We start from the raw sequence: 4840 nt of genomic DNA on the forward strand, positions 1-4840 counted from the left end.
TTGCTGGTGATCGAGCCGGTCTTGCTGTCATTGCCAAGCTGCAGTTCAGCACCATCGGCAATATAGGTATTGCCTGTATAGGTGTTGTCACCCGACAGGATCTGCTTGCCCTGCTCGACCGTGAAGCCGCCGGTACCTGGACCAATCAGACCCTTGTATTCGCTGCCATCACCATCCGTGATGATGATATTCTTGGTTCCATTCGTAAACGTCGCATCTTCTTCACCACGCAGGTGCTTGATGCGGAAGTCATCCGAATTGATGTCAGAAATATCAACATCGCCATTATTGGTGAGACCCGACGCATTCGAGATATCCGCATCACCCTCAAAAGTCAGATGGCTGCCCGGATCAACGATCCATTCACCTTCAAACTTCTGCTCGGTATCGATAACCCCGTCACCACCGCCGTCAATGACGACATCCCCGTCACCAACGATTGGATTGACATGATAACGATCCGAACGATCATAGATCAGCGTGCCAATGACCTCGATGTCACCCTGGACACTGCCCTTGGTGCCGCCATCGCCAATGATCAGCGTGCCTGGCCGTTCAATCTTGGTTCCACCCGTATAGGTGTTTTCTCCCGTGAAGCGCTGCTTGCCGCCGGCAATTTCGACACGGCCATTGCCTTCAATGACACCGGCATAGACGTCTTCCTTGTTCGGATCCGTCTTGTCCTTCGCATCCTTGATGATCAGTGTCTTGTCGCCGAGCGTAATGATACCGTTCTCATTGCCCTTCAGGCTTTGAATGGTCGAGCTGTCATCGTTCACACCGCTGATATCAAAGCCTGCGTTGTTAACGAGACGTTCCGAGCTTTCGATCGAGCCGTCGCCGACAAGAGCAAGCTTGCCACCCGAAATGATCGTCTCGCCGGTATAGGCCTGCTCATTGCTGAGCGACGTCGTGCCGGAGCCAGCCTGGGTAAAGGAACCTGGGCCAGAAATCACACCATCAAACGCGGTATCCTTGGCAAGATTAATCACAAACCGGGCATCCGGGTTGTTGAGGGCAACATCGCCCACCATCGAACCATTGGTGCCGCCATCGCCAAGCTGCAGCGTACCGTGTTCGACGATTGTACCACCGGAATAGGTGTCTTCACCCGTCAGGATCGTCGTGCCTGGACCCATATGGATCAGCTGACCCGAACCGGAGATCGTCTGGTTCAGCGTGATTTCATTGGAACGATTGATGACAAGGGCTGTGTAATCCGCATCATTGGGGCCAATGACGATGTTGCCGGTGATGCTACCGGTCGTACCGCCATTGCCCAATTGCAGGATACCGGCATCGATGACTGTGCCGCCATCGTAGTTATTGTCAGCCGTCAGGATCAGCGTACCAAGATCGGTCTTTTCCAGACCGCCCGTAGACTGGATCTTGCTGTCAATCTGCGCCGTCATATTCACACCGGCAAGCGTGCCATCGCCAACGCGAACGATCGAGCGCGTATGGCCGGTCGTCTCCAGCGTCAGATCGCCACCCACAATCTTATAGCCATCAGACGCAAACTGCATGCCGTTGGCAACAACAGCTTCGCCCGTATTGTCGATCGTGACCGTACCGCCTTTTGCCTGGAAAATAGCAAAGTTGTGGTTCGTATATGCCTCGTTGATTGTCCCCGTCGGGTCGGTCCAGTTGGTACCGCCCTGTGTGGTCCAGATACCATCTCCGCCATCAATACGGCCATCATGGTGGTTGGCAACATCTCCGCCATCCCAATAGCTGTTCGTATCATTGACATCCGATATGAGATTGACCTGGCCGTTGACCGCAGTCTGGATACCGAAATGGGCCGCATCCACATTGGGCGGAACAGCACCGATATCCATTCCATTATCGGTGATCTGGCCCGAATAATCGATCAGGCGATAGACACCCTGGCCAAGCCCACCCTTATTGGAGATGTTCAGCGTGCCATCCAAGATCACGTTGCCACCCACCTTCACGACCGCCACATCGCTTGGTGTACCAAGCGCAACATTGAAGGCTGAATCGGACGCAAAGGACAGATTGCCACCGATCGTCAGCGGTGAACCATCACCAGCCAACAATCGGCCGCCGCTCTGGATGTCGACATTACCGGCAATCGAGCCATTGCCGGACAGATCGCCGGCCTGACCGACAAATACATCCGACGAACCCAGTTTGCCATCAACCGCCAGGGTTCCCTTGACCGTCGTCTTGCCCGTAAAGGCACTGCTATCGGAACCAAGCTTGATATCAAAGGCGCCCGGGCTCGAAATCACCAGATCGCCGGTACCGGACAGCTGGCCGGAATAGACTTCGCGGTTCAAACGGTTGAATTCCAGAGCCGCACCGGAATTGATTGCGACATTGGAGTTGAGCGAACCCTGCAGCGCACCGTTACCGATCTTGAGCGTACCGGCTTCCACCGTCGATTGGCCCGTAAAACTGTTCGAACCCGTCAGAACAAGCGTGCCCGCTCCCTTCTTGGTCAGTCCGCCAGCGCCTGCAATATTGTTGGACAGGATGACTGCATGGCCAGCCGTATCGAGAGCCGCACTGCCGCTTTCGAGCACATATTTGCGCGAGACAGTCATATCGGCACCAAACAGCAGTCCGCCACCAGCCAGGGTCACCGACGAAGCAGAATTGCCGAAGCTGTTTTCCTGCGCAAACGAGACAAGTCCCTGCTCAATACGCCATGGCAAAGTGCCACTGGTCACACCGATCAGCGTCAACGTGTCAGTACCTGTTTTAGTCACCGAAGCGAAGCCATCGTAAACACCGACTGCGACATTAACGTCAAAGTCCTGCGCTCCTGCAAACCTCAGCTTTGCGTCCGTAATGCTGTTCGCCACATGGACTTTACCCTGAATGTCAGAGCCCGGACGCAGTTCAAGTGTAGCATTGGGACCGACGATTTCGATGGCGGCGGCACCAATTCTTTGGCTTTGACCTGGAGCTACAATTCCCTGGTTGATGAAATAACCATTCGCTCCAATACGCGCCCCTGAACCTCCAAGCGCCTGGGTCGTGGTGGATAATGCATTATCCCCCGCAGCGCCGCCTTTGATCGAGCCTAAATTGGTAAAACGCGCTCCGTCTGTTATGACGATACCATCGCCACCCGCTCCAGCACCAGGCAAATTGGAAGCATCTGTACCGGTAAGCGCCTGTCCCGCCGCGCCACCTTTGCCTCCAATTATCTGTGCTCCTGAAACATTTATGAGATTTCCACCGCTGAGAAGCACACCGGCACCACCACCACCGCCGCCGCCTGCCGAATCCGCATAATTACTGTAAGCAAGCGCTGCTCCGCCTGATCCGCCCAACCCTCCAGTGATAGTAAGACCAACATAGGTCGATAATGTTTTGTTCTTTAGAAAAACACCTGCGCCACCGCCGCCGCCGGCGCCGGCATTTAAGTGTACGCCGCCTGCCTTTCCGCTATTACCGATAATTTCAGCAAGTCCTGAGCTTATGTTCGTGGCGCCTACTGCACCTCCGGCACCACCGGGTGCTCCGCCCGACCTTCCGTTGCCGGTCGCTCCACCCACTCCATTTCCATCAACAGCTAACAAGCCCCTTTTATCACCCAAACCATTTATATTGTAAGTAGAACCACCGCCACCATTGCCCGCGCCACCATAGTTATCCCATCTTTCGGCATTGCCGCCAGCGTTTCCAAGCAAATCAAGCGCCTGCGCAGGTAGCGTATCGCTCAAAATGGCAGGCGTGACGACTGCTGCTATCATAGCAGCCCATAGAGCGGTTTTGGCCAGGCAGGGCGCACCAGTGAGCGCTGACGAAGCGGAAAGAAGTTTGGCAAGATTTCTGAAGTCAATGATTGTTGAATAAGCTTTTGGTAAATGGTTCATTTCAAACACCCTTCATCAAATGCCGCCTGCATATAAGTGGCTCTTGATGTGCAATTCATTAGCTGAAAAACGAAAATTAATGGGTGGACTCAAAATCTTAAATAAGAGAATCACCCACCCAGGCACAATATTGGAACTTGAACCCGGAGGACCAGACGAATGCAAGAATTCCCAACCACGGGCAGGAAGAAGTTGCATAAATACAACAAGTTAATGAACAGGTTTATAGTTTCTAATATAATGCTTTTTACATAAAGGTCGCTTTTATAATTACTCCCTCCTCTTCCAGGCAAACTGAAGGCCTGCAACACCGGGGCCCTCTCGCTTCTCACAGCTTCAAATATCGAACGGAATATATGTAAAACAGGAAGCGGTCCTCGTCTTCGCTAATGGCGGCAGAAACGAGAAGAATTTGCATCTGGACGATAAGGGTAGTCTTAATCAAGTTATCTCACAAATCGACCCATCGAGTATTTTCGACCTTTAATTGAATCATCGTGACAAATTCAAACTGGAAATCCGCTTTGTGCACCTTCGCTACCGCCCAGGTTCGACCTGCTGGCAGGGCAGACATGAGGGAGGTAAGAGGCCGTTTCGAAATGGGTTGAGTAGTTGGGGCACCTGTGATTCCGGAATGTCGCGACACTTTCTGGAGATTACAATGTGGACCCCGACTACTCGTGTACAGCATAGCCGTTGCGCGACGCGATACCAGACCGATCTGACGGAAAACGAATGGCAACTTCTGCAGCCGATGCTTCCTGAGCCGCACGGGACAGGCCGACCGCGCAAATGGGCGATGCGTGAAATTGTGAACGCCATCTTCTACGTTCTACGCGGCGGCATTGCCTGGCGCTTGTTGCCGTCGGATCTGCCGCCCTAGCAGACAGTCTACGGCTGGTTTTCGCGCTTTCGCGATAGCGCGCTTTTCGAGAAGACCAATCACGCTCTTGTCATGGCAGATCGGGAGCGTGTTGGCCGCGAGG

1 protein-coding gene and 1 pseudogene are annotated in these 4840 nt (G+C 53.6%); one reads left to right on the plus strand and one right to left on the minus strand.

What is annotated here, in order from left to right; all coding sequences use genetic code 11:
- Positions 1-3731: autotransporter-associated beta strand repeat-containing protein (locus tag ACTJKP_RS26175; protein ID WP_440632746.1), on the minus strand; the 3731-nt coding region annotated here is incomplete at its 3' end.
- 784 nt (positions 3732-4515) lie between these two features.
- Between ACTJKP_RS26175 and ACTJKP_RS26180 the strand changes: the two are divergent.
- A pseudogene (locus tag ACTJKP_RS26180) lies at positions 4516-4840 on the plus strand (transposase); the annotation flags it as partial.

Source organism: Brucella sp. 22210, assembly GCF_052045675.1.
Classification (GTDB): Bacteria; Pseudomonadota; Alphaproteobacteria; order Rhizobiales; family Rhizobiaceae; genus Brucella.